General features: G+C 44.7%; 17 protein-coding genes. 10 read left to right on the top strand and 7 right to left on the bottom strand.

What is annotated here, in order from left to right; translation table 11 throughout:
• Nucleotides 1–30: 30 nt before the first annotated feature.
• The 4 genes from BCU75_RS13495 to BCU75_RS13480 all read right to left on the bottom strand — a co-directional run bounded on the left by BCU75_RS13495 (nt 31) and on the right by BCU75_RS13480 (nt 4,488).
• Nucleotides 31–1,377 (bottom strand): ATP-binding protein, encoded by a 1,347-nt coding sequence (locus BCU75_RS13495; protein WP_102474163.1) that lies wholly within the window; start codon nt 1,375–1,377, stop codon nt 31–33.
• Nucleotides 1,378–1,494: 117 nt separating this feature from the next.
• Nucleotides 1,495–2,154, bottom strand: coding sequence for a response regulator transcription factor (locus BCU75_RS13490; protein ID WP_076677703.1), 660 nt, complete (start codon nt 2,152–2,154; stop codon nt 1,495–1,497).
• Between the two features lie 88 nt (nt 2,155–2,242).
• Complete coding sequence (locus BCU75_RS13485; protein ID WP_102474162.1) at nt 2,243–2,641, bottom strand: PepSY domain-containing protein; 399 nt, start codon at nt 2,639–2,641, stop codon at nt 2,243–2,245.
• Between the two features lie 104 nt (nt 2,642–2,745).
• Nucleotides 2,746–4,488: a DEAD/DEAH box helicase gene (locus tag BCU75_RS13480; RefSeq protein WP_102474161.1), complete on the bottom strand. Its 1,743-nt coding sequence runs from the start codon at nt 4,486–4,488 to the stop codon at nt 2,746–2,748.
• Nucleotides 4,489–4,585: 97 nt separating this feature from the next.
• Between BCU75_RS13480 and rsuA the strand changes: the two genes are divergently transcribed.
• The 3 genes from rsuA to BCU75_RS13465 all read left to right on the top strand — a co-directional run bounded on the left by rsuA (nt 4,586) and on the right by BCU75_RS13465 (nt 7,394).
• Complete coding sequence (gene rsuA / locus BCU75_RS13475; RefSeq protein ID WP_076677700.1) at nt 4,586–5,281, top strand: 16S rRNA pseudouridine(516) synthase RsuA; 696 nt, start codon at nt 4,586–4,588, stop codon at nt 5,279–5,281.
• Between the two features lie 236 nt (nt 5,282–5,517).
• Nucleotides 5,518–6,735: a Bcr/CflA family multidrug efflux MFS transporter gene (locus BCU75_RS13470; protein WP_102474160.1), complete on the top strand. Its 1,218-nt coding sequence runs from the start codon at nt 5,518–5,520 to the stop codon at nt 6,733–6,735.
• Nucleotides 6,735–7,394: a DUF2913 family protein gene (locus BCU75_RS13465; RefSeq protein WP_102474159.1), complete on the top strand. Its 660-nt coding sequence runs from the start codon at nt 6,735–6,737 to the stop codon at nt 7,392–7,394. The genes BCU75_RS13470 and BCU75_RS13465 overlap by 1 nt, the downstream gene beginning before the upstream one ends.
• 132 nt (nt 7,395–7,526) lie before the next feature.
• On the opposite strand, the gene BCU75_RS13460 is transcribed toward BCU75_RS13465, so the two are convergent.
• Nucleotides 7,527–8,999 (bottom strand): DUF2867 domain-containing protein, encoded by a 1,473-nt coding sequence (locus BCU75_RS13460; RefSeq protein ID WP_102474158.1) that lies wholly within the window; start codon nt 8,997–8,999, stop codon nt 7,527–7,529.
• A 96-nt stretch (nt 9,000–9,095) separates the two neighbouring features.
• On the opposite strand from BCU75_RS13460, the gene BCU75_RS13455 reads away from it, so the two are divergent.
• The 5 genes from BCU75_RS13455 (at nt 9,096) to nhaA (ending at nt 16,283) form a co-directional block, all read left to right on the top strand.
• The gene (locus BCU75_RS13455) at nt 9,096–10,469 is read left to right on the top strand and encodes an MATE family efflux transporter (protein ID WP_076677694.1); all 1,374 of its coding nucleotides are present in this window, start codon (nt 9,096–9,098) and stop codon (nt 10,467–10,469) included.
• A gap of 122 nt (nt 10,470–10,591) precedes the next feature.
• On the top strand, nt 10,592–11,263 hold the full coding sequence (locus BCU75_RS13450) for an ABC transporter ATP-binding protein (protein WP_102466164.1): 672 nt from the start codon (nt 10,592–10,594) through the stop codon (nt 11,261–11,263).
• Nucleotides 11,244–13,697, top strand: a complete 2,454-nt coding sequence (locus BCU75_RS13445) for an ABC transporter permease (protein WP_076677691.1) — start codon at nt 11,244–11,246, stop codon at nt 13,695–13,697. Before BCU75_RS13450 ends, BCU75_RS13445 begins: the two co-directional genes overlap by 20 nt.
• Nucleotides 13,687–14,835, top strand: a complete 1,149-nt coding sequence (locus tag BCU75_RS13440; protein ID WP_076677690.1) for a lipocalin-like domain-containing protein — start codon at nt 13,687–13,689, stop codon at nt 14,833–14,835. The genes BCU75_RS13445 and BCU75_RS13440 overlap by 11 nt, the downstream gene beginning before the upstream one ends.
• Nucleotides 14,836–15,119: 284 nt before the next feature.
• A complete protein-coding gene (gene nhaA / locus BCU75_RS13435; RefSeq protein WP_102474273.1) occupies nt 15,120–16,283 on the top strand; it encodes a Na+/H+ antiporter NhaA in 1,164 nt (387 codons plus the stop codon).
• Between the two features lie 301 nt (nt 16,284–16,584).
• On the opposite strand, the gene BCU75_RS13430 is transcribed toward nhaA, so the two are convergent.
• Both BCU75_RS13430 and BCU75_RS13425 read right to left on the bottom strand, forming a co-directional pair.
• A complete protein-coding gene (locus BCU75_RS13430) occupies nt 16,585–17,196 on the bottom strand; it encodes an OmpA family protein (protein ID WP_076677687.1) in 612 nt (203 codons plus the stop codon).
• On the bottom strand, nt 17,196–18,503 hold the full coding sequence (locus tag BCU75_RS13425) for a TolC family outer membrane protein (RefSeq protein ID WP_076677685.1): 1,308 nt from the start codon (nt 18,501–18,503) through the stop codon (nt 17,196–17,198). The genes BCU75_RS13430 and BCU75_RS13425 overlap by 1 nt, the downstream gene beginning before the upstream one ends.
• 654 nt (nt 18,504–19,157) lie before the next feature.
• Here BCU75_RS13425 and BCU75_RS13420 point away from each other — a divergent pair.
• The gene (locus BCU75_RS13420; RefSeq protein WP_076677684.1) at nt 19,158–19,787 is read left to right on the top strand and encodes a TetR/AcrR family transcriptional regulator; all 630 of its coding nucleotides are present in this window, start codon (nt 19,158–19,160) and stop codon (nt 19,785–19,787) included.
• 55 nt (nt 19,788–19,842) lie between these two features.
• On the top strand, nt 19,843–22,125 hold the full coding sequence (locus BCU75_RS13415; protein WP_004734682.1) for an acyl-CoA dehydrogenase: 2,283 nt from the start codon (nt 19,843–19,845) through the stop codon (nt 22,123–22,125).
• Nucleotides 22,126–22,173: the final 48 nt, after the last annotated feature.

Below are 22,173 nucleotides of genomic sequence, written 5' to 3'. Positions count from 1 at the left end.
TATTTAGTTTACTTAGCGCGTTTAGTTTGCTCAGCCTTTGCTGAGTTTAAGTACTAAAGAGGCTTTCAATCCGCCCATTGAGCTCTTGTTGAGCGTAAGGCTGCCTCGGTAGCTGTGCGCCATTTCATTCACGATGTTAAGCCCCAATCCTGTTCCCGGTGTGGTTTCATCAAGTCGAACACCACGTTTGGTCACTTGCTCAAGTTTCTCTTCAGGAATGCCTTGGCCATCATCTTCAATCACCAACTCTATGTTGCCATCGTCGAGTTCATTCGAATGGACTCGGATAATACTACTCGCCCATTTGTAGCTGTTTTCAAGCAGGTTACCGACCATTTCATCAAGGTCGGTTTTTTCTACCGCCACTTCAATCTCAGAGTCTAGCTCGTTAATCATGGTGACTTCGTTGGCAGCGTAGACTTTATCGAACGCCATTGAGATCGCTTCGACACGCTCACAAGGTGAGGACTTCACCGAAAGAATGTTCATTGCACCTGCCATGCGCGCACGGCCAAGATGATAATCTATTTGGTTCTGAATCTGATGAATGGGTTGTTGTAACAAGGTTTTGTCATCATCTGGAAGTCGCTCTATCTCATTTTTCAAAACCGACAGTGGGGTTTTCAAGGCGTGAGATAGGTTTCCAGCGTGATTACGAGCTCGCTCCAATAACTCTTGATAGTGGAAGAGTAGGGCATTGAGGTCAGAAACCAATGGAGAAACCTCTTTCGGGTAGTTGTCGCTTAACCCTTGCTGTTCACCGTTTCTTAACATCACCAGTTCACGTTGCATCTTACTAAGTGGCAATAGTGACCAGCTGACCTGAATACCAATCAACATAAGCACGCCAACAAACAGCAACATCAGGATCAACCAAACTTGACCTGTAAGCTCGGTCAGTGTCGATTCTAGTGGGTCTTCATCAATACCTATGGTGATCGTGACAGGATCGTTCAGTTCAGGCAGATAGATATCCTGCTCGATGTAAATCAGCTTTTCCTTCTCTGGTCCCTTGATTGAAGTATGAATCGGAGAACGCTTGATGGTGAGGTCTTTGTCCCAGAGAGATCGAGATCGAATGATCTGGTCTTGGGTAGCGGCACGCCAATAAATACCACTGTAGGGTTGGTTAAACCTAGGATCAGACAGGCGCTCTGCCATGATCAGGTTACCACTATCGTTGGTTTCGATGTTGGCAGTTAACTCGTCCATGGTTAGGCTTAGTTGTTGCTTGACGTCATCGACCAAGTAATCGTTAACCAACTTAGGTATTCCAACGCCTGCCGCTAATATCATCGCACCTAGCCAAAAAGCCGCAGCGAGGAGCAAGCGGCTTTTAAGACTGATGTTTTTAAGTGTTCGTTTTTTTAGATTCATGCATTGCTAGCCTGCCTTTGCTCATCGTGATTTATCAGTATTACGATGATCAGAACAGGCTGTCCACTGAATTGATGTGTGTATTTGCTTAATGACGGTGCTTAACTGACGATTGCGCTATTCAGCATTCAGTTGGTAGCCGAGGCCACGAACGGTTTTGATGATCTTTGGTGCGATTTTTTTACGGATACGACCGATGAAAACTTCAACCGTGTTTGAGTCGCGGTCGAAGTCTTGCTTGTAGATGTGCTCAACTAACTCAGTACGCGAGATAACCTTATTTTGGTTATGCATGAAGTAAGCAACAACTTTATATTCTAGCGCCGTGAGGCTAACCGCTTGACCTTGCCACAGTACTTTCGAACTGCGCGTGTCTAGGCTTAGATCGCCAATTTGTTGAATAGGCGCTGCACTACCAGACGCGCGACGTAACTGCGCACGAATACGAGCAATCAACTCAACCATTTCAAACGGCTTTGTTAGGTAATCATCTGCGCCTGCATTCAAACCTTCTACACGCTGGGTAAGAGTGTCACGCGCACTTAAGATAACGACTGGCGTATTGATGTTTTCGTCTCGAATGCCTTTCAATACGGTTAAGCCATCTAGCTTTGGTAAGCCTAGATCGAGAACGATTGCATCCCACTCTTCCGATGTTGCGCGGTAGAGTGCATCGATACCGTCTTGAGAAAGCTCTGGAACCCAATCGGCCCCCTCAAGGGTTTCTAGAATTTGTTGCCCTAAACGAGGTTCGTCTTCAACGACTAAAATTTTCATAATTGTTCTTCTTAATTCTTGTAATGACTGTACGTTGTACTTAATTGCTCGTCGTGATTAATGGTGTCTTTAAAGTTGCGGCTCTTCATTATTCGCCGTGTTTAATTGCGTCTTTAAAGTTTCGGCCTTTAATCATGAGCATCTCTAACGTCTCAGCGTTGTACTCGACTTTGATGATGTTGTTTTGGTAATTGATTTTTAGCTCATACACCCAAATATCATCGTCTTCTTCTAGTTCTACTTTAATGATTCGACCATGAAGATCGTTCTCAACGGCCGCATACATTTCTGAGAAAGGGCGAATGTAGCCCTCACGTACGGCTTCGTAGACTTCGTCTTGATCTTCTTCAAACTCGATACGGGTTCCCGCTTTATGGACATCTTGTACAAGATCATGACCGTTATGATCTGAGTCAGCCCACGCACTAGCGGTGACACATAAGCCTAAGCTTAAAGAAAACATAGAAATCATAACTTTACTAAACATAGCGAATCCTAGAGAAGGTTGGTAGCGTTCAGTATAAAAAAGTAATTCTGAACAGAAAGTGAACCTGATTAATAATGAGATTTAGGTTCTCAAAAAATGAGATGTTAACGTTGCTGAAGCTCGTCTTCGAATATCTTGTCTCTCATTTTCCAAAAGCGCCCGACTTTACGTGCAATCACGAATTGAGGTGGACGGAATCTATGTTGGTGAGCAACCACTTTCGTTGGTGAGGCTTCCTCAAACGGGCGGTGTCTGTCTGCAAGGTGAGGGCGAACAAATTGGTCTCTGAAGTTTTGTTTTTGCTTCTTGGTGGTTAATGACCAAAACTCATGCACTTGTGCTTGGTTTTCACCACGGTAAGTGACTTTAAGCTGCGATTTGCCTTTGTCGTCTTTAAGAACGTTCAAGTCCATCTCTAAACACTCAAACACTAAGGCATCTTTTAGGTTCAGCGCTTCTTTAAGTTTTTTATCTGGGTCGACCAAAGTTGCATCGCACTCATGACAAATGCGCGCCGCAATGTCGTTGTCAGCGCCACATTCACCGCAGTATTTTGCTCGGAAACGATAATTGCAGTGTTCGCGTTCGCCTGTATCCTCATCGGTAAAATAACCTTGGCATTTACGGCCAAAGTGTTCGAGTAAGAAGCCGTTGCTGTCTAGCTTGCCCCAGAAGTTATTATTGAAGCCGCAAGCTGGGCACGGAATGGTGATGATCTCACTGTCTGAGTCGGGTTTAGGGTCTCCCACTTCAGGTTGGTAAAGGTCGTAACTGTTGCCTGCATAGTCGAGTACCAAACACTCTTTTTTGCCCGGGGATAGGCGTAAGCCACGGCCAACGATTTGTTGATACAAACTGATGGACTCTGTCGGGCGCAAAATCGCGATTAAATCCACATGCGGCGCATCAAAACCTGTGGTTAATACCGATACGTTAACCAAGAATTTGATTTTACGTTCTTTGAAGTCACTGATGATTTGGTCACGTTCGAGAGTTGGTGTGTCGCCGATTACGATTGACGATTCACCTTCTGGCAGTAAGCCAAGGATCTCTTGTGCGTGTCTAACAGTGGCAGCAAATACCATGATCCCTAACTTGTCTTTGGCCAGTTCAATGATCTGGTCGACAATTTGTGGGGTGGCACGTTTAGATTGCTCGATCACCATATCGAGTTCGGCTTCTTTGTAGCGACCTGTACTTGCAGGTTTTAGCTGTGAGAAGTCATAGCTCAACACTGGCGCATCGATCATGCGTGCTGGTGTGAGAAAGCCTTCGTCCAACAAGTAGCGAATCGGCAGTTCGAAAATACAATCTCTGAAAAAACGTGGCTCTTCAGATCGCACTTGTCCACGGGTGTGATACTGGTAAAGCCAACCCATACCAAGACGATAAGGGGTCGCGGTAAGCCCAAGCACCTTGATACCCGAATTATTTTCGCGCAAGTGAGTAATGACTTTCTGATAGCTACTGGTCTTTTCATCGGGAACACGGTGGCATTCGTCGATAACCAACAGTGAAAACTGGTTAGAGAATGAATCGAGGTTGCGAACCACAGACTGAACTGATGCAAACACCACTTGTTGGTCGGTTTCTTTTCGGCCTAACCCCGCTGAAAAAATCGAACCTTTAAGCCCATAACCTTCATACTTTTCATGGTTTTGTTCGACCAACTCTTTAACGTGAGCGAGTACCAGTACTCGACCTTTCGCAAGCCTTGCTAGTTCAGCAATCACGAGGCTTTTCCCTGCGCCTGTCGGCAACACAAGAACAGCTGGTGTTTGGTGTTTTCTGAAGTAATGAATCACTGATTTTACTGAGTCAGCTTGGTACGGACGGAGTGTATACATATCGTGTCTTGTAAGATGGAAAACAAATAGTGTGAAATAGCTCAACTAATTGAGCAAAGGTGACTATAATACCCGACTTAGATTAGTTGAGGTATTCATGCGTTTAGATAAATTTCTGTGCGATGCATTAGGCGTCACTCGAAGAGAAGCAACACACTTATTAAAATCCAAGGCAGTGACAGTTAACGATGTCATTCAAAAAAGCGGCTCACTCAAGGTAACTGAAGAGTGTGTTGTGGAATGGCAAGGCAATGAACTGAACGTTCACGGTCCACGTTACATCATGCTTTATAAGCCAGAAGGCTTTGTTTGTTCGCATGAAGATGGCGCAAATCGTATCGCCTTTGAATTACTCGATGAAATCAAAATGGACAAGCTGCACTTTGCTGGTCGTTTAGATGTTGATACGACGGGTCTTGTATTGATTACCGATGATGGTAAGTGGTCTCACCGCATCACATCACCAAAGCACAAGTGCGAGAAGACGTACCGTGTGTGGTTGGTTGAACCTGTTGAAGACGATTACGTTGAAAAATTCAAAGAGGGCATCCAGCTTAAGAGCGAAGATGGCCTAACACTTCCAGCACACTTAGAAGTTCGTGCTGAGCGTGAAGTACTGTTAACGATTCACGAAGGCAAATACCACCAAGTAAAACGTATGTTTGCGGCACTTGGTAATAAGGTTGAAGGATTACACCGTGAGCGTATCGGTGAAATCGAGATGGATGAATCTTTGGAGTTGGGTGAATACCGTTACCTAACACAAGAAGAAGTCGACTCTATCTGGAAGTAATTCCAACCTATCGATGTGGCCGACCAAGGATAGCGTCGGCTGATTATTTTGACTGGCACTAGGACAGTTTCAGCCATTATTACTATGTGTTCATGTATATGTGTGCGTATTTGAGTATCACTATGTGCGTATTTTTGCGTCACTCTGGGCGTATTCGTGTATCACTATGTGTATATTCGTATATTGTTGCGTACATGCTCACGCTCACATAGAACCTAGTACTTAGTCGGAGAGTTATGCAAACGTCTACCCAACAGACCCCAAGCTCACAACCCCAAACTCCTCAGTTAGGTTGGATGCTATTTTTGGTTCTGGGGGCGATTGGTGCACTGACACCACTCGCCATCGATATGTACCTGCCCGCTATGCCAACGATCGCCAAAGATCTCGGTGTCACCGCAGGTGAAGTACAAATCACACTTACAGCCTACACCGCAGGTTTTGCATTAGGTCAGTTGTTACATGGTCCGTTAGCCGACAGTTATGGTCGCAAGCCCGTTCTACTGATTGGTGTATTCTTCTTTGCGGTCGCGTCTGTTGTGAGTGCGACTACTCATGGTATTGAAGCGCTAACGTTAGTGCGTACCGCGCAAGGTTTCGCAGGTGCAGCGGCAGCGGTAATAATCCAAGCCGTTGTACGTGATATGTTCGATCGTGAAGATTTCGCAAGAACCATGTCGTTCGTTACTTTGGTGATGACGGTTGCACCACTTGTCGCGCCGATGATTGGTGGTTACTTAGCATTGTGGTTCGGTTGGCGTTCAATTTTTTGGGTATTGGCTATTTTTGCGGTGATTGTAATTCTCGCGGTGATAATCAAAATTCCTGAGACACTGCCTGTCGAAAATCGTCAACCATTGCGCTTTAAAACCACGATTCGTAATTACGCGCGTTTATGTAAAAACTCGACCGCTATGGGCCTTATTTTCTCGGGTGCGTTTTCGTTCTCTGGAATGTTTGCATTCTTAACCGCAGGCTCTTTTGTCTACATTGATGTCTATGGCGTACGTCCTGATCTGTTTGGTTATCTATTTGGTCTGAACATTGTTGCGATGATTCTGATGACGACAATCAATGGCCGAATTGTTAAGAAGGTCGGCTCTCATACCATGTTGAGGGCAGCGCTGGTCATTCAATTGTTGGCTGGCGTAGGGTTACTTGTCGGTTGGGCGTTGGATCTCGGGCTTTGGGGAATTGTGCCGTTTGTGATGCTATTTATTGGCACCATTTCTACTATCGGCAGTAACTCTATGGGTTTATTGTTAAGTGGTTATCCAAACATGGCAGGCACGGCTTCGTCGCTTGCGGGAACATTAAGATTTGGTACTGGTTCTGTCGTTGGGGCTATCGTTGCGATGCTGCCAAGTGACAGTGCTGGGTCTATGGCTATGGTAATGGCTGCGTGTGCAGTTATGTCAGCATTACTATATTGGACATTAGGAAAGAAGGCATAATGTCAAAATACTATATTGAAATTCAGAAGTTAGTGAACGATGCGTTAGGCGAGCTATATGCTCTGCACAAAGCAGGCAAAGCCATTGACGCACCTATTGCGAACAACCTTTACCTTGTTCGTTGGGTAACAAAGGCGATTAAATCCCAGTCTTATGATCGCGTGATTGTGCCTGACTTGGTTCGCTGGCAGAAACAGGGTCGCTCAAAAGGCAATAACTCTGATTTAACTTTTACCTTTAAACGTATTTCTGCGTTTTATGGACGTTTTTTCCCTGAAAACGAAGAGCCTAAAGTACTAAAAGACAGTGATGTTGAAGCGTTCATGGACAAAATGTACGAGATGGGTTGGAGCGTATCAAGTGAAGATGAGCTAACGACTGGCGGTAAGATTCAATTCTTCACCGATGGTGAGCACTCTTTTGCCTTGTGTGGTAAACAGTGTGACGACTCGTTCGACGGTGAGTTGATGGTTAAGCCAATGAACTGGTTTGTTCGTGGTAACCACGCAGAGTTCATTCAAGCTGCGATGGAAGCGGGTTTCATGCTTCACAAAGTAACGGACTATAAGTCTGCGGTGAAGTACCACGGTGAATACATCGTGTATCCTGCTAACCAAGGCAACCAACTGGCTGAGATCCCAATTAGTGTTATTGGCTAAGGGACATATGCGAGATTAGAGATTCAAAGAGCAGGTCATTGAGCCTGCTCTTTTTGTTTTCGTACCCGCAATTCAATCTCGTATCTACTTTTAATCCCTTCGCATCCCGACACTCGAATTATGCGCCTGATTTTATTCTTTTCGCATCTCGTTACTCGAATTTGATTCCATTCTTCTATCTGCTTCTTTGGCCTGTTTCTCAATTGCCTTTACCATGCCTTTAAAGATAAACAGGTGGGCTGGCATCATCGCAAACCAATACAGTAACCCTAGAAAGCCCTTCGGATGCCACCAAGCTGAAATATTCAGTTCACGAGCATCTCCGTGGTCAGATACGGTAATTTCCAGTCGGCCTAAACCTGGGCCTTTCATTCCGAAAAGTAGGGATAAAAACTGATTCTCTTCACAGCGAATAACCTTCCAAGAGTCAATCTTGTCACCGACTTTTAGGGTCGGTCCTTCCGGCATGTTTCGAACCGGTACACCGCCGCCAAAGAGAAGATCTAACCATTCGCGTGTGCGCCATAAAGCATTAGCAAAGAAGTAGCCTTGCTTCGGGCTTCCTATTTGCTGAGCAACATGCCAAAGCGATTCTAATGATGCACTTGAGGTGATACTTGCGCCTGTTTTCTTCGGGTAATAGCCGTAGCCAACTTGCCAGCGTTTGAAAGCGGTCTTATCAAACCCCCAAACATTACTTTTGACGAAGTTTCCTTCTGCGTGAATGGCCTGCTCAACCATGCTCTCGAACGAGATAAGTTCCTGAGGGTATTTTTCTCTAATGTTGGTCGAACTGGCAATAAAGTCATGCTTTAGGCCCGCGAGAAGCGCTCTGCCTATGTTGGACGGTACAGAAGTGACTACGCCTAGCCAATATGATGCCATTGAGGGCGAGAGGAGTGACGTAGCCCACAGCCTGAGTGGACGATCGGCCGTTTTGGCAATGTGAGCAAATTGATTTCGATAAGAGACAATATCGGGGCCGCCAACTTCAAAGGTTTGGCTTTCGCTAGGCGTGTCTTGTAAAAGTTTTAGTAGGTAATGGTTCAGGTTCTGCAGGGCAATAGGGTTGGCTTTAGAGTCGACCCACTTTGGTGCAATCATGATAGGCAAGTTATACACGAAGTCTCGCATGATCTCGAACGCAGCAGAGCCTGGGCCAATGATCACACCGGCTTGCAGTTCGGTGACGGGGACTGGCCCTTTGCGAAGCAGTTCCCCGGTTTTCTTTCTCGCTTGAAGGTGCTCAGAGTCACCAGTCTGAGGTTGTAGAGAACTCAGGTAGATGATGTGTTGATTCTTTGGTCCAAGCGCCGAAACAAAGTTACGTGCTAAGTTCAGCTCATAATCAATAAAGTCGTGGCCTTCTGCCATTCCATGGACGAGGAAGAAGATAAGATCAAAGTCGGGGACTAATGCTTGTGTCGCGGCTTGATCAGCCAGATCAAGATATTCAAGTGATAAGTTTTCGTGAGGCTCGGTCCGTGCCTTTAAATAGTCGATATGCCTTGCTGCTGCTGTGACTTGATGGCCTTGCTCAAGCAGGAGAGGGAGGAGTTGCGAACCAACATATCCAGAAGCGCCTAAAACCAGTACTTTCTTCATTGTTACTCCATTTATATCTGTGGTTAAAAACCGAACATTGATATAATAGCGCGATATTTATCTTTATTCATCAATACGTTCCGTTTAGGTCTCTCTATGTTGCTCTCTTCAATTATTCATCACACTCGAGGTGATTTTGTTCGTAGGCTTATTGCGATTGCTTTGCCTATTGCTTTACAGAGCATTATGTTCTCAAGCCGAGGCTTAGTCGATGTATTGATGTTAGGTCAGCTTGGGGAAGCAGACATTGCGGCTGTGGGGGTTGCGAGCCGAGCTATGTTTGTGACGACCATTATGCTGGTGGGCGTCACCACGGGTGGCGCTTTGCTAACGGCTCAATATTGGGGTGCGGGGAACAAACAAGGCGTCAGAGAAAGTACCGCGCTGACGTGGCTGGTTTCGACACTGTTTGCGTTGCTGACCATTGTTTTCTTCGTGTCTTTTCCTGCGCAAATCATGGGTGTGACGACCGACTCTCAAGAGGTCATCAGTCTCGGCGTTGAATACATCGTCATCACCTCATTTAGCATGCTGGCCGTGTCGTGCGTCAGTAGTATGGCGGTAGGTTTGAGAGCGATGCACAAACCTGGGTTAAGCACTTTCTTTAGTGGTATTGGCATCCTTTCTAATGTGTTCTTAAACTGGGTCTTGATCTTTGGTAATTTGGGCTTTCCATCGCTTGGAATCAAAGGCGCAGCGATTGCGACGGTACTGAGCGGCGCCATTGAAGTAGCAACCTTATATGGCTACCTCTATTTCTCTAAACACCTATTAGCTTTTAAATTTTGTGATATCAAAGCGGCTGCGACAGTTGAGAAAGTCGTTCGTTTCTTGAAGTTGTCTTTGCCAACTACGTTTAACTTCTTAGCGTGGGCGGGTGGCTTGTTTGCTTACCACGCGATCATGGGACAATCGGGTGTTCAAGGTTTGGCTGCGCTTTCAGTCATGACACCCGTCGAATCTATCTCATTGAGTTTATTGATTGGTCTGTCCAATGCAGCGGCTGTTTTGGTGGGTAACCAACTTGGCGCGAAGAACAATGAAGCGGTTTATTATCAAGCATTAGGCTTAACGATTCTGTGTTTCTTAACCAGTATTGTTGTGGCGATTTTTCTCTATTTCGTCCAAATGCCAATATTGAATGCGTTCAGTGCGTTGACGGAAGAAACCAGAGCTCTCTCTGAGAAATTCATTCTAATTCTCAGTGTGGGTATTATTATTCGTTCAGTACCGTTGACTGTGATCGTTGGTGTATTGAGAGCTGGCGGTGACGTGAAGTTCTGTCTCTATCAAGATTTGATTGCTCAGTGGGTGATTGGTATTCCATTGGCTGCGATTGCGGCTATCTATTTAAAGTTTCCACCTGAGTGGGTTTATCTGCTTTTCCTTACCGAAGAAGTGATTAAGTGGGGTGGGTCGCTCTATCGCATGAAAACAAGAAAATGGATCAAAAACTTGATAGGAAGTTGAAGTAGGACGCATCGATCACATCACTTTATCGTTGGTGTGTGATCTATCTTTCAAAATACTTCCTCCTAACAGGGAATTAGTGTAGATTCTCCTTCCAAATTCTAACTAATGTGAGCTGTTTAATGTTAAAGCTGTCAGACCTATGTAAAGGCTATGTCGACGGGGGGGAATTTCACCCTGTTTTGCAAGGTGCTGAACTAACATTAAACCAAGGTGACCAGCTTGCGCTAATGGGCGAAAGTGGTTCAGGTAAAAGTACATTACTTAATCTTATCGCGGGTTTAGACTTAGTAGACTCTGGCGAAATAGCTTTCCCAAATTTCGATATGCACGATTCGACAGAACGTAATCGCACCGCATATCGCCGAAATAACATTGGTCACATTTTCCAGCAATTCAACCTACTTCCAACGCTTAATATTGCCGACAACATTCGCTTTTGTCGCCAGTTAAAAGGCTTGCCTGAAGATAAAGGCCTCTGGAGGCAGATTCTTTCTGCTTTAGACCTTATGCCCTTACTTGGGCGTTACCCTGAAGAAGCGTCTGGTGGTCAACAACAACGCGCAGCGATTGCTCGTGCTCTGTATATGGAACCTAAAATCCTGTTAGCCGATGAACCGACGGGAAGTTTAGATGAGCGTAATGCAGAAGCGGTAATGCGTTTGCTGACCTCTTTGACTCGCCAATTAGAATGCACTTTGTTATTGGTGACTCACAGCGAAAAAGTAGCACAGCATATGGACGGCAGAATCCGCCTACAAGGAGGGCAACTGCATGTTATGGCCCGTAGTTAAGGCGCTACTCGGTCACTATCGACGCTACCCACTTCAGATTATTTTGGTATGGCTTGGTTTAACCCTTGGCGTATCACTTTTGGTTGGTGTTACTGCCATCAACCAACACGCTAAGCAAAGCTATGCGCATGGCGAAAAACTCTTTTCGAATCCTCTTCCTTACCGTATTCGACCAAAACACAACGCCAATAAAATCCCGCAAGGTTTTTATATCCAGCTTCGCCGTGAAGGCTTTCAACAGTGTTCTCCTTTTGACCACCATCGTATCACTGATGAAAATGGCGCGAACTTTATGCTTATCGGCATAGACCCAGTATCTATGCTTCAGCTTCAGCCGGGTGTTGCGTTAAAAGATCTTACTACGTTAAACCTCATGAAACCGCCATATCCAATTCTTGTGAGCGATGATCTCGCAGAACACATGGAATGGAATAATGGGGACTATATTCCTCTCATGGATGGCTCCGAGCTTGGTCCTATCGCTGTTGATCAGAAAAACCTGATTGATGGCACAAGGCTGATTGCAGATATCTCTTTGCTCAGAATGCTCAAACGCAGTGCTGGGCTGTCTGTGATTGCGTGTTCAGATATGTCGCCTGAGAAGTTTGAGCGTCTTAAAAACATGCTGCCTAATGGTTTGACGATCTCTCGCAGCTCTAAAGCCGAGCTTGAGTCGCTGACCAGTGCGTTCCACTTAAATCTAAAAGCGATGGGTATGTTGTCGTTTGTGGTTGGTTTGTTTATTTTCTATCAAGCGATGTCGCTGTCGTTTATTCAGCGCCAACCGTTAGTTGGAATTTTAAGACAGACGGGTGTGTCGGGTTGGCAGCTGGCTAAAGCGCTTTGTTTAGAGTTACTGTTATTGGTGGTATTGAGCTGGATCTGCGGTAATGTATTCGGTGTCATGTTGGCAAACCAACTGTTACCAGCGGTATCTTCAAGTTTAGGTGACTTATATGACGCCAACGTTGGTTTAACTATCAACTGGAATTGGCGCTGGAGCGGTTACAGCTTATTAATGGCGTTGCTTGGTGCATTCTTAGCGTGCGCTTGGCCACTGGTTCGTTTGCTTCGTTCACAACCGATTCGTTTGACCTCTCGCTTATCTTTGATGCGCTTTGCTGGCACTGAGTTCACTTGGCAGGCTTTGATTGGTTGTGGTTTCTTGGTTGCAGCTGTGGCTGTGTATCAAGCGCCTCAGACTCAAGAAACGGGTTTTGCGATTATCGCGCTGATGCTCGTTAGTGTGGCTCTGTTTACACCATTCTTGATGTGGAAGTTATTTAACAGCCTGTCTTATTCATTACGTTGGGTTCGTGCTCGTTGGTTCTTCGCCGATGCCGCTTCAAGCATGAGTTACCGTGGTGTGGCGACAATGGCGTTTATGTTGGCGCTAACCGCAAATATTGGTGTAGAAACCATGGTTGGTAGCTTCAGAGATACCACTGATAAATGGTTAACACAGCGCTTGGCGGCAGACCTTTACATCTATCCAACCAATAATGCTGCTGCTCGTATGAGTAATTGGCTGTCAGAACAACCTGAAGTGGATTCTGTTTGGTGGCGTTGGGAGAAAGATGTTGCATCTCCGGCTGGCAGTATACAAGTGGTCAGTACTGGGCCTTCTGAAGGTGAGCTAGAAGCGCTGACGATCAAGTTAGGTATTCCGAATTACTGGTATCACTTACATCATTCGAAAGGTGTCTTGATCAGCGAGTCGATGTCTCTTAAGTTGGGTATTCGCCCAGGTGACTACATTGACCTTCATGACAATCTTGGCTCTGGTTGGCAGGTTGTCGGTGTTTATTACGATTATGGGAATCCTTACCATCAAGTCATGATGTCACATCGAAACTGGCTATATGGATTCGCAGGGCGGGGTAACGTGGGCCTTGGCGTGATACTCAAAGATGATGTTAGTTCAGTAGGGCTTCGCAGTCGCTTGGAAAGCGTATTTAGGTTAGGCTCTGAGCGTGTTTTCGATAACAACAATATCCACAGCCAAGCGATGCGTGTGTTCGATAGAACGTTCGCTATTGCCGATACGTTAGGCAACATCACATTGGTCATCGCCGTCTTTGGCATCTTCTTCGCAACGGTTGCTGGTGAAGTGTCCAGACAAAGGCATATTTCGCTGCAGCGCTGTTTAGGTGTTTCTGCGAAAGAATTGATTCTGACAGGTAGCTTACAACTGTTTGTGTTCGGGCTTATTTCCTCCTTAATTGCGATTCCACTCGGCTTGGCATTGGCTAGCTTGATCGTCGATATCGTTATTAAGCAATCATTTGGCTGGTCACTCGAGTTACAAGTGATTCCGTGGGATTATTTGATGACATTTGCGTGGGCAATGGCAGCATTAATGCTCGCTGGTGCTCTACCTGTAATGAGAATGATTCGGAACACGCCGATGAAATCACTGAGGGATGCGCTTTAATATGTTTCGACGTAACGGTTCAACCAAATTCAGTCACCGACTGATATCTTCCGTTTTATTAGTGAGCTTCTTTGGCGCTCTGTTAGGCATCTGGGCTTACTTTTCCTATTTCGTTGATGTCGGTGAAAAGGGTGTTAATGAAGTCAATTCGGTGCTGGTGAGTGAACATTTCAATGTGTTCGAGCCTGTATTGCCTGATAGAACCGTTTCCCTGCCAAAAGATTTTCAATTCCACCCAGAATTTCAACACGAGTGGTGGCATTACTTTGCGTCTCTAAAAGGAGATGATGGCAAAAAGTACTCGGTTCAATGGAGCTTCTTCCGAATAGCAACCGACGAGCGGGAAACTCCGGGGTGGCAAAGCCCACAGGTCTATATTTCAAATGTTGTTATCTCTTCTGATTCTAAGGTTTGGAAAGAGCAACGCTTAGCGCGTGGCGGTATTGGCCAAGCGGGAATGACCAGTCGTCCGTTTAGAATTTGGATTGATAACTGGAACTGGCGCGCCCTTGGTAACACTCCATTTCCTGGTCGCCTTCAAGTGAAGACTGATACGTTTGGCCTTGAACTCGACACGATTGCGAAAGGGCCATACGTGCTCAACGGCGATAATGGCTATCAGAAAAAGCACGATTTGTTACCTGTCGCGTCTTATAACTTCAGCGCTCCATTTTTATCCCTAAGTGGCGTATTGGATCTGGACGGCGTTACCAAGGAAGTGGAAGGTACTGCTTGGGTGCATAAAGAGTGGGGTAGTGGCTTACTCGGAGTGGGTCAGCAAGGCTGGGATTGGTTCGTATTTAATCTTGATGATGGTTCAGCGCTGAGCATTAACCGCTACCGCCATAATCAACAATTGCCTTATGTTTTTGGAACATTGGCAACTCGTTCAGGCAAGGTGTACCAGTTAACGGACTCTGATATTTCTATTAAGCCTTTACAGAATACGACGCTATTGAATGGTAGAAGAATGCCGCTCCAATGGATTATTAACGTGCCACAACATAATATCAATCTCACGACGCGTATCAAACGCAGGGATATGTGGTTGCCTTTTGTCATACCATATTGGGAAGGGCCAATTATGGCGAGCGGAAGCCATGAAGCTACCGGTTTTATGCAGTTGACCGGCTACTAAAAAACACCTAAGGCTATCATTTGATAGCCTTTTTTATGTTTACGATTCCTACCAAGCACGAGTTATTTGTGCATACAGCCTTGATGATCTCATCTATACTTATTTTATGGTGCATAACAACATTATGGAATATACGACGTAATGTTTAGTATTTGTAGGAAAAACCGAAGTTAAACATCCGAAGAAGTGATTATCTATCGATTACGCTTGGATATAAACTCATGGTTATTCTTTGTTATTCTTTGTTATTCGTTTATTTAAATAATAAATATAAGGGCGAAATCATGACCGACGTCATCCGTGACTTCTTTAAAATGGAATCTGCTGGCGGCATCATACTAGTCATCGCTGCGGCGATCGCAATGTTTGTAGCAAACTCACCATTGAACGAAATTTATCAAGGCGTACTGCACAGCTACGTTCTTGGTATGTCAGTATCTCACTGGATTAATGATGGCTTAATGGCTGTCTTCTTCCTTCTAATTGGCTTAGAAGTTAAGCGTGAACTTTTAGAAGGCGCATTAAAATCTAAAGAGACAGCTATCTTCCCTGCTATCGCGGCAGTGGGCGGTATGTTGGCTCCTGCACTTATTTACGTGCTATTCAACTCAGGTAACCCAGAAGCGCTTCAAGGTTGGGCTATCCCAGCTGCAACGGATATCGCATTCGCATTGGGTATCATGGCTCTTCTTGGTAACCGTGTACCGGTAAGCTTGAAAGTGTTCTTGTTGGCTCTAGCCATTATCGATGACCTTGGTGTTGTTGTTATCATTGCATTGTTCTATTCAGGCGATCTATCAACGCTTGCTCTAACGGTTGGTTTCATCGCGACAGGTGTACTGTTCATGCTAAATAACAAGCATGTGACTAAGCTGAGTGTGTATCTCATTGTCGGTGCAATTCTGTGGTTCGCAGTATTGAAGTCTGGTGTTCATGCAACATTGGCAGGTGTGGTAATCGGTTTTGCTATCCCGCTGAAAGGTAATAAAGGTGAATATTCGCCATTGAAACACCTAGAGCATGCTCTGCATCCATACGTGGCATTCGCAATCTTGCCAGTCTTTGCATTTGCAAACGCAGGTATTTCACTGGAGGGCATTTCAATCTCAAGCCTAACAGGTATGCTTCCACTGGGTATCGCCATGGGTCTATTGATTGGTAAGCCCTTGGGTATCTTTGCATTCAGTTGGGGTGCGGTGAAATTGGGTATCGCTAAGCTACCTGAAGGTGTGAACTTCATGAACATCTTCGCAGTATCTGTGTTGTGTGGTATTGGTTTTACAATGTCTATCTTTATCTCTTCATTGGCATTTGGTCCAACGAACACGGAATTTGATACGTTCGCTCGACTAGGTATCTTGATGGGATCGACCACAGCTGCAATTCTAGGTTACTTCATGCTACGTATGTCTTTGCCGAAAACAAAGCAACAAGAAGTAAAACTTTAATCGGTAATAGGCTCACTTAACTGGGAGCCTGTTCACTGAGTAACAAGAATTTAGTTATTGAATCGTTTCCAAGGCTTCTGTGACAACACAAAATGCCAGTGCAAACGTAATACTTCAGTGACAGCCAAAACAATAAAGCCGTGATAGGGAATCCTATTACGGCTTTATTGTTTTTGTGCTCTTACAATCAGTCTTGCTTGGATGCTTTGGTCGTAATGTTGATAACCAAGTAATAATTGATACTTAGGTAATAACTGGTAACTAAGCGTCTGCGTGCAATAGTTATAGTGACAATGTCACGCTATTTTTCTAACGTGGTGAAGATGGTCCATTCTTCAACAATTTGTTCACTTAACCCGACTACGGTTGCTGTTACTTTCCTATTGAGTGCATGAGATGTAGCATCGTTGCCATCACTATCCAGTCGATCCTCACCATAGCCTACGACTCTTACTCTGCTAGAGTCGATACCATTTGATAATAATTCCTCTTCTACTTTATGGGCTCTTTTCTTTGACAGTTCTAAGTTGTATTCATTAGAACCGACTTTACTGGCGTAACCTTGAATCTCAATTGACGCACTTTCGTAAGTTTCTAAGAATTCAGCCATAGTGCTGATCTGATCCGAGAAGATAGGGTTCACTTCATAAGAGTTATTGGCAAAGAGAATGTTCAACTGTCTGACTTCTTCTGAGCGAATAGTCTCTCCGCAACCTTCATTATCAACAAGTGAAGATTCTGGTGTACTAGGGCAGGTGTCACGGGCATTCACCACACCATCTTTGTCGTTATCTTGGAGGTCGGAAATCTGCTCTGCTTCAGGTGTTTCAATGTAGCTTTCTTCTTGTTGGCTAGAGCATGCACATAAAGTTATCGCTAATGTGGAAAGTAATAGGTATGTTTTTTTCATCATTAATACTCCACGGCCGTTGTCCACTCTTCTGGAATGTCGACCAGTAGAGCATTCAATAGAGAACCTGTTGCATTCATCACTCGGTATTTGGCGTATTGTTCTGAGTAATGCGCGTCTAAGTAGTCTTTACGGGCTTCAAACAATTCGTTTTCAGTGTTGAGCAAGTCAAGTAGCGTACGCTTGCCTATGCGATATTGTTTCTCATAGGCAATAACGGTTTCTGAGGCTGAATCTACGTGATCGGATAAAAAGTTCTTTTGTTGTAGTGTTAGATCCAATGCACTCCAAGAAAGGCGAAGTCCTTCTTCTACTTGGCGATAAGCACGATCTCTCAAATCTTTTGCTTTGTTCAATTGGTATGCGGCAGCTTCAGAGTTAGCGCTGTCTGTACCACCGTTGTAAAGGTTGTAGCGCATTCTTAACATTGCTAATGTTTCTTGACTTGAACCTTCATCGCCCCCTGCATCATCTCGCCATGATTGAGAAGCCTCAATAGAGAAAGTCGGGTAGTTAACACCTTTTGATTGTTTATATTGGAAATGGGCTGCATCAACATCTGCTGCGGCGACTTTGATCACTGGGTGCTTGTCTAATGCATCAACAATAGCGTCTTGCAATGACAGCGGAATCATAGATATATCAGCTCTCGGGTAAATTAAGCCGAGTGGTTGTTGACCTACAATTCTTCGAAATTGTGTGTGGGTATCGATTAGGTTATTTTGCGCGGCCAATAAATTACCGTGGGCTTTGGCTATCCTCGCTTCTACTTGTGATACATCTGCAGTTGAACCAATACCTGAAATCGCACGTTTCTTGATGTCTTTATAGATTTTCTTGTGTATGGCAAGGTTACTTTCCGATAGAGCCAACACCTCAGTTGCTTTGACTGCGTCTAAGTAAATCTGAGTGACCTCAAGTGCCTTGTCTTCGGCATCAGCTATTAGTTGCAAACGAACCGACTCTGCTTCTGCAGCAGTACGGTCAATATCGTTTAGGGTTGAAGAACCATCCCAAAGCAATTGGGTTAGGGAGATCGTCGCTTCCTTTCTTGTTAGGTCGGTGTCAGGACCGTTGTTCGGTGCAGGGTTTATGCCTTCGTAACCAATACCAGCATCAAGGTCAATGCTTGGCCTGTAAGCACCGCCAGAGGCATCATTTCGTTTCTTAACACTCACATACTCATTAAAGATGCTTTTAATCTCAGGGTTTGTGGCCAAGGTGATGGCAACAGCCTGCTCCAAAGTTTGAGCAGAGACTGGTGCAACTGCTAAGCAGCAGCTTAAAATCGACAACTTAAACAATCTCAAAGTAGTTCTCCTTCTACTTATAATTGTCTTCTCAAAGGATAAGAGCAATTAGTGACAAATTGATAACCTTGTTTAACGAAGCTTAGGACATTTGTGTGAAAAATGAGAAGTTTAAAGAAGAAAATTACTTAAGTTAGTATTAGCAATGCTTAACCTGTATACCTGACGGTAAATCTTCAAATGGTCATAAATTTGTCAATATTCCTATTGTTATTTAAGTCAGTAGTTTGATTTGTGATTTTTGACGCGCAAAGAAAGAGAGGCAAGTTTGGTGCTCTAACGGCTTAAGTTGGTAGGAAATGTCGAAATATAGGCAAAAAAAAGCCCAAACCAATGCGGTTTGGGCGGATACAAGTATAGGAGTTAATAAGGAAAATGCAGTAATTGAGAAAGCAGGGAGAACAACAAGTTTGACGGCCTGTTAAACTTCTAAATACTCTGTTTTCTACTTAATTTATGACCCGCCATTTCTATTTCAGTTCCCAGAAAATTCATTAATTTTTCCTTTTTTTTGTAAACATGCATCGATTCAATCGGTTAGTGAACAAAGCGATCAACTGGTACGACCAATTTGTGAAAATGTGATGTTGCTTGCTTGTTAAATAAATGTACTAAGCGTATATTTCAAACAGTTGTTTAATACGAGTGATTGAAATGGCACCAAGAAGTACAACCAAAGACAAAATCTTAGATGTGGCTGAAGGCTTATTTGCTGAGCACGGTTTTAATGACACCTCTTTACGCACTATTACGAGTAAAGCGAATGTCAACTTAGCTTCAGTGAACTATCACTTTGGCGATAAGAAGACTCTGGTTCGTGCGGTACTCAATCGATATTTAGAGGCATTTATGCCTGCACTGCAAGACGCTTTAGTGAACTTAAACTTGAACGAAACGTATTCTATGAGTGATGTGTTTGAGTCTTTAAGACAGCCGCTAAGAGCGCTGAATGATGTAAGGCCAAACGGTACGAGCCGATTTATGTTACTCATTGGTCGAGGTTATACGGATGTGCAAGGCCACTTGCGTTGGTTCATTACAACTCGTTACAGCGAAGTACTGACTCTGTTTACGACTTCAGTAATGAAAGCCAACCCGAACCTCACTCAAGAACAGTTATTTTGGCGTTTACACTTTACCCTTGGAACTTGTGTTTTCACCATGGCATCTAGCCAGGCTCTAATAGAAATTGCAGAGAATGACTACGACAGAAAGATAGATGCGAAGGCAGTGGTCGATATTCTCATTCCATATTTGGCCGCTGGCATGTCAGCAAAAGAATAAAACAATAAAAAGTAAAGTATTCACAAACAATATAGTGAACAAAAGGATCTGAACTATGAGCTCTCTAAGACAAAAATGGGTAAGTGACCCAGCTTTTAAACTCTTTAAAAAAGTACTACCACCACTATCTAGCACCGAGAAAGAAGCGATGGAAGCGGGTAGCGTGTGGTGGGACGGAGAGCTGTTTTCTGGTAAACCAGATTTCACTAAGCTTCACCAGTACCCAAAACCTCAGCTGACAGCAGAAGAGCAATCGTTCATGGATAATGAACTTGAAACTTTGCTCGCTATGCTTGATGACCACAAAATTGTGAAGGAAGACCGAGACCTTCCAGAGGAAGTTTGGAACTTCTTACGCAAAGAGCGTTTCTTTTCGCTAATTATCGCGAAAGGGTACGGCGGTCGTGAATTTTCGGCGCACGCCAACTCTACCATCGTAACCAAGATTGCGACGCGTAGTATTAGTACTGCGGTTTCGGTAATGGTTCCAAACTCTCTTGGTCCAGGTGAGCTGCTGTCTCATTACGGTACTCAAGACCAAAAAGATTACTGGTTACCTCGTCTTGCTGACGGTACAGATATCCCATGTTTTGCATTAACAGGCCCAGAAGCGGGTTCTGATGCGGGTGGTATCCCGGATGTCGGTACAGTATGTATGGGCATGCATGAAGGCAAAGAGACGCTGGGTATCAAACTTAACTGGAACAAGCGATACATTACGCTAGCACCAGTGGCAACGGTACTTGGTCTGGCTTTCAAACTGCACGATCCAGAAAAGTTACTGGGTGACAAAGAAGACATTGGTATCACGTGTGCGCTCATCCCTGCTGATCACGAAGGTGTTGTGATTGGTGAGCGTCATGACCCACTTGGTCTTGCGTTTATGAATGGTCCAACACGCGGTCACGATGTATTTATTCCAATGGAATGGCTAATCGGTGGCGCAGATTACGCAGGTAAAGGCTGGCGCATGCTGGTGGAATGTCTGTCAGCAGGTCGTGGTATCTCATTACCAGCACTTGGTACCGCGATGGGTCACCTAACGGCGAAAACAACCGGCGCATACGCTTATGTTCGTAAGCAGTTTGGTATGTCTATTGGTAAGTTTGAAGGTGTTGCAGAGAGTTTAGGCCGTATTGGTGGCTTAACGTATCTATTAGAAGCGACTCGTACACTGACAACCACTTCACTTGATATGAAAGAGAAGCCAGGTATCGTAACGGCTATCGCGAAATATCATATGACAGAGATGGCACGTACTATTCTGAATGACTCAATGGATATCCATTCAGGTCGTGCAATTCAAGATGGCCCAATGAACTACTTGGCTGCGCCTTACCTAGGTATTCCAGTTGCTATCACAGTAGAAGGTGCGAACATCCTAACTCGTAACCTGATGATCTTCGGTCAAGGTGCGACACGTTGTCACCCATACGTATTGAGCGAAATGGAAGCGGCAGCGAACCCAGATGAGAAGCAAGGTGCAAAAGACTTTGATAGCTTGTTGTTCAAGCACATTTCACACGCAACTAAAAACACGTTCGGCGCATTTGGTGCAGCACTGACTGGCTCTAAGTTTATTAAAGCCGACATGAGCGGTCCAACTAAGCCTTACTATCAAGATTTGACTCGTTTGAGCCGTGCGCTTGCAGTGAGTGCGGATTTCGCAATGCTGACGCTAGGTGGCGAACTGAAACGTAAAGAGCTCATCTCTGCACGTTTGGGTGATGGTCTAAGTTACTTATACATGGCATCTGCTGCACTTAAGAAGTACGAAGACGAAGGTCGTCAACAAGCTGACCTAGACTACGTACATTACGCGGTTCAACACTGTTTCCATAATGCGGCTAAGTCGCTGCAGGAAGCGTACAGAAACTTCCCGAACAAGATGGTTGGTAAAGTACTTAAAGGTCTAGTTTTCCCTGTAGGTAACCACTTCGAGAAGCCGAGTGATAACCTAACAGTTCAACTAGCAGAAAGCTTGATGACTCCAGGTGCACACCGTGAACGTCTGACTCACCTTTGTTACATCGGTAAAGAGGAAGATGATAGTGTTGGCCTTATGGAGAACGCTTTCAATGCGATGTACAGCATCAAGCCTCTGGAGCGTAAGATCTTCAAAGCAGTGAAAGAGGGCAAAGTGGCTCGTAAAGGCCTGCTGGCAGATAAATTGGCGCAAGCGCTTGCTGCAGATGTTCTAACGCAAGAAGAAGTCGACCAAATTGTTGCTGCTGATAAACTTCGTTACACAGCGATTCAAGTTGACCACTTCAGTCATGACTTTAGTGAAACTTTGACGCGAAAAGAGTTAAAACCTAAGCTAAACAGCGTTGCTTAGATAACGAAATGATAAAAGGCACCTAATAAGGTGCCTTTTTTGTTTTTG

The sequence above is a fragment of the Vibrio splendidus genome (assembly GCF_002873455.1).
Taxonomy (GTDB): domain Bacteria; phylum Pseudomonadota; class Gammaproteobacteria; order Enterobacterales; family Vibrionaceae; genus Vibrio; species Vibrio splendidus_J.
The sequence above is the reverse complement of the archived record's forward strand: the minus strand, read 5'-3'. Positions and strand labels throughout refer to the sequence as shown.